This window comes from Streptomyces spiramenti (assembly GCF_012034385.1).
Classification (GTDB): Bacteria; Actinomycetota; Actinomycetes; order Streptomycetales; family Streptomycetaceae; genus Streptomyces; species Streptomyces spiramenti.
This window is the reverse complement of the sequence record NZ_JAAVJB010000331.1, coordinates 1-4,260: the sequence shown is the minus strand read 5'-3', so window position 1 is coordinate 4,260 and position 4,260 is coordinate 1. Positions and strand designations below refer to the sequence as shown.

3 protein-coding genes are annotated in these 4,260 nt (G+C 74.6%); all 3 read left to right on the top strand.

All coding sequences use genetic code 11. From position 1 onward, the window contains the following. Positions 1–310 precede the first annotated feature (310 nt). The 3 genes from HCJ92_RS22680 to HCJ92_RS22670 are packed head-to-tail and all read left to right on the top strand — an operon-like array spanning position 311 to position 4,202. The gene (locus HCJ92_RS22680) at positions 311–1,072 is read left to right on the top strand and encodes a DeoR/GlpR family DNA-binding transcription regulator (protein ID WP_167935478.1); all 762 of its coding nucleotides are present in this window, start codon (positions 311–313) and stop codon (positions 1,070–1,072) included. Then, the gene (pfkB, locus tag HCJ92_RS22675) at positions 1,069–2,037 is read left to right on the top strand and encodes a 1-phosphofructokinase (RefSeq protein WP_167935477.1); all 969 of its coding nucleotides are present in this window, start codon (positions 1,069–1,071) and stop codon (positions 2,035–2,037) included. The genes HCJ92_RS22680 and pfkB overlap by 4 nt, the downstream gene beginning before the upstream one ends. Next, positions 2,034–4,202 carry a fructose-specific PTS transporter subunit EIIC gene (locus HCJ92_RS22670; protein WP_167935476.1) on the top strand — a complete coding sequence of 723 codons (2,169 nt, stop codon included), beginning with the start codon at positions 2,034–2,036 and terminating at the stop codon, positions 4,200–4,202. The genes pfkB and HCJ92_RS22670 overlap by 4 nt, the downstream gene beginning before the upstream one ends. The last annotated feature ends 58 nt before the right edge of the window (positions 4,203–4,260 follow it).

The window sequence follows — 4,260 nt, the reverse complement described above, 5'->3', positions numbered from 1 at the left end:
GGCGTGCGTCCGTTCCGATCCGCCGGGGGCAGGCGCGCCGCGGCGAACCGTCGTCGAGGTCGAGGCGCACCCGGCCGGGGCCGCCCCGCGGGCCCGCGCTGCCGGGGCGGAGCGGGCGGGGCGGGCGGGGCGGCCTCGCGCGACCCCCGCCCGTCGTCCTTCGACGTGGCACCCGGGCCACCGTCACCCCACCCACCACTGCGGCAACTCTGCCCGTTTGTGACCACATCGATTGGCTTTCTGTTTACTTCGCGGATTTCCAGTCGTACTCTGTCCGCAACGGACACACTCGGGCATGAACGGACCGCGTATGTATGCAGCCGAGCGGCAGCAGCAGATCCTGCGGCTGGCCACCGAGCAGGGAAGAGTCGAGGTCCCGGCGCTCGCCGCCGACTTCGGCGTCACCCCGGAAACAGTCCGCCGCGACCTGAAGGCCCTCGCCCGCTCCGGACTGCTCCGCCGCGTCCACGGCGGCGCGATCCCCGCCGGCGCCCTCGACTTCGAGCCGGACCTCAGCGAGCGGGAAGCCACCGCGGTGGGCCAGAAGGAACGCATCGCCCGCGCCGCCGTCGAGGAACTCCCCGATCACGGCAGCGTCATCATCGACGCCGGGTCCACGACCGCCGCCGTCGCCGCCGTCCTCCCCCTGGAGGCGCGGCTCACCGTACTCACCCACGCGCTGCCCGTCGCCGCCCGACTGGCCGACCACCCCAGCGCCGAACTCCACCTCGTCGGAGGGCGGGTCCGGACCCGCACCCGCGCGGCCGTCGACGACTGGGCGCTGCGCACCTACCGCGAGGTCACCGCCGACGTCGTCCTCGTCGCCGCCAACGGATTCGGCGTCGAAGCCGGTCTGACCACCCCCGACCTGGCCGAGGCCGCCGTCAAACGCGCCATGATCGCCGCCGCGCGCCGCGTCGTCCTGCTCGCCGACTCCAGCAAGGTCGGTCAGCGCCACTTCGCCCGGTTCGGGGACCTCTCCCAGGTGGACCTCCTCATCACCGACGACGAGCTCGGCGACGAGCAGGCCGCCGCCATCGAGGCAGCCGGCACGGAGGTCCGGCGCACATGATCCTCACCATCACCCCCAACCCCAGCCTGGACCGCACCTACGACATCGCCACGTTGGAGCGGGGCACCGTGCTGCGGGCCGACACCGACCGCGTCGACCCCGGCGGCAAGGGCGTCAACCTCTCCCGCGCGATCGGCGCCGCCGGCCTCGACACCACCGCCGTCCTCCCCCTCGGCGGACCCGAGGGAGCCCTCCTTGCCCGGCTCCTGGAGCGGCTCGGCATCGACGTCGCGGGGGTGGACATCGACGGATCGACCCGCGTCAACGTCGCCGTCATCGAGGCGGACGCCACCCTCACCAAGATCAACGCGGCCGGGCCCCTACTGGCCCCGGCCGAGGCCGACGCCCTGCTGGCCCGCGTCCGGGAACACGCCCCCGGCGCCACCTGGACCGCGTGCTGCGGCAGCCTGCCGCGGGGCCTGGGGCCCCGGTGGTACGCCGAACTCGTCGCCACCGCCCACGCCGCCGGCGCCCGCATCGCGCTGGACACCTCCGGCCCCGCACTGCCCGCCGCACTGGCGCAGCGCCCGGACGTCATCAAGCCCAACACCGAGGAACTCGCCGAGGCGGTGGGCCGCCCCGTCACCACCATCGGTGAGGCGCTGTCCGCAGCCGACGAGCTCAGGGCCTCCGGTGCCCGCGCTGTCCTCGCCAGCCTCGGCGCCGACGGACAGCTGCTGGTCGAGGACGGCGGGCGCTACTGGGGGCACGCCCCCGTCGCCGTCGTCCGCAGCGACGTCGGAGCGGGCGACGCCTCTCTCGCCGGCTTCCTCGCGGCGGGCGGCGCCGGACCGGACGCGCTCGCCGCGGCCGTCGCGCACGGCGCCGCCGCCGTGCAGCTACCGGGCAGCTCCATGCCCACCCCCGCAGATCTGCGACCCCACGAGGTCACCGTCACCGCCGACCCCCCGACGGGAAGGCAGCTCTCCTCACCCGCAGTCCCCGCCAACGGAGCCGCCCGATGAGTCCCACCGAACGACACCACGACCACGGAGAGCCGGCCACCGCGGCCGGGGGCGGCACCACCGACGGGCCGCTCATCACTGCCGATCTGGTGGACCTCCACCTCGCGGCCACCACCAAGGACGCCGCCGCCCGCTCGCTCGCGGAACGCATGGTCGCGGCCGGCCGCGTCACCGACCTCGACGGCTTCCTGGCCGACGTCGCCGCCCGCGAGGCACAGATGCCGACCGGCCTCGACGGGGGCATCGGCATCCCGCACTGCCGCAGCGCCCACGTCACCGCCCCCACCCTGGCCTTCGGCCGCAGCGCGGACGGCATCGACTTCGGGGCGGCGGACGGGCCCGCGGACCTGATCTTCCTCATCGCCGCACCCAGCGGCGCCGACGACGCCCACCTCGGCATACTCTCCGCGCTCGCCCGGGACCTGATGCGCCAGGAGTTCACCACCGCGCTGCGCGAGGAGAACGACTCCGCCCGTGCCGCGGCGCTCGTCCGCGGCGAGGACCCGGCGGCGACCGAAGCCCGCCCCGCGGACACCAGCCGGGCGACCGACACCCCGCAGCCGACGGACACCCCGCAGCCGACCGGCGTCCCCGCCGCCGACGGCCCCGTCACGGACGGCCCGGCGGGCGGCGAACCTGCTGCCGCCGAACCGGCCGTGCCCGGCACCGGCGGGGACCGGCCGCTGCGGCTGATCGCCGTCACCTCGTGCCCTACCGGCATCGCCCACACCTACATGGCGGCGGAGTCGCTGCAACAGGCTGCCGAGGCGGCCGGACACGAGATCGTCGTCGAGACCCAGGGCTCGGCGGGGTTCAAGCCCCTCGCCCCGGCCGTCGTCGCCGCAGCCGACGCCGTGATCCTCGCGCACGACGTCGAGGTCCGCGAGAAGCACCGCTTCGCGGGGAAGCCCGTCGTGGACGTGGGCGTCAAGGCCGCCATCAACCGGCCCGCCGAACTCGTCGCCGAGGCACGCCGCAAGGCCGAGCGGGGCGAGATCAGCGCCGCCGGCCCGGCCGGCTCCGCCGCCCCCATGGACGCCGGGTCCGAGGCCGGCGACCACCTCGGCGTGCGCCTGCGGAAGTGGCTCATGAGCGGCGTCAGCTACATGGTGCCCTTCGTCGCCGCGGGCGGCCTGCTCATCGCGCTGGCCTTCGCGATCGGCGGTTACGAGATCACCGACGCCCCGTCCGTGATCGACCAGTTCACCTGGACCAGCACCGAGAGCTGGGCCGCCCTGATGTTCCAGGTCGGCGGCACCGCGTTCGACTTCCTGATCCCGGTACTCGCGGGCTACATCGCCTACGGGATGGCCGACCGGCCGGGGCTGGTACCGGGGTTCGTCGGCGGCGCCATCGCCGTCACCATCGAAGCCGGCTTCCTCGGCGGTCTGATCGGTGGCCTCCTCGCCGGTGCCGTCGTGATGGCCATCCAGCGCGTCCGCGTGCCCGACGTGCTCCGCGGCATCATGCCCGTCGTGGTGATCCCGCTGCTGTCCACAGCGGTGGTCGGTGCGCTGATGTACGTCGTCATCGGCCAGCCCATCGCCGCGGCCCAGGAAGGCATGACCGACTGGCTGTCCGGACTCTCCGGCGCCAACGCCGTCCTTCTCGGCGTCCTGCTCGGCCTGATGATGTGCTTCGACCTCGGCGGACCCGTCAACAAGGTCGCCTACGCCTTCGCCATCGGTGGCATCGCGGCGTCCTCCCCGAGCCAGGCCAGCCTGGAGATCATGGCCACCGTGATGGCGGCCGGTATGGTCCCGCCGTTGGGAATGGCCCTCGCCACGGTCGTACGCAAGCGGCTCTTCACCGCCTCCGAGCGGGAGAACGGCAAGGCCGCCTGGGTCCTCGGCGCCTCGTTCATCACCGAGGGCGCGATCCCGTTCGCCGCCGCAGACCCGCTGCGCGTCATTCCGGCATCGATGGCAGGCGGCGCCGTGACCGGTGCCCTGACCATGTCGTTCGGCAGCACGCTGCGCGCCCCGCACGGCGGCATGTTCGTGGTACCGCTGATCGGCAGCCCCTTCCTCTACCTGGTCGCGATCGTGGCCGGCACCCTCGTCACCGCCGCCATCACCGTGGTCCTCAAGGGGCTGCGCCCCGCGCCCGGCGCGGTCCCGGCAACAGCCGCCGCCGAGCCCGCCAAGGCCCCGGCCGGCGTCTGACCGCGTCCCCGGGGCGCCGCCCCGGCACCCTCGCACCGCCCCCGTCCGTCACGCCGAC

What these genes read in the sequence shown, in the direction of transcription:
- HCJ92_RS22680 (WP_167935478.1), top strand. Translation starts at nt 311, where the DNA reads ATGTATGCAGCCGAGCGGCAGCAGCAGATCCTGCGGCTGGCCACCGAG.
- pfkB (WP_167935477.1), top strand. Translation starts at nt 1,069, where the DNA reads ATGATCCTCACCATCACCCCCAACCCCAGCCTGGACCGCACCTACGAC.
- HCJ92_RS22670 (WP_167935476.1), top strand. Translation starts at nt 2,034, where the DNA reads ATGAGTCCCACCGAACGACACCACGACCACGGAGAGCCGGCCACCGCG.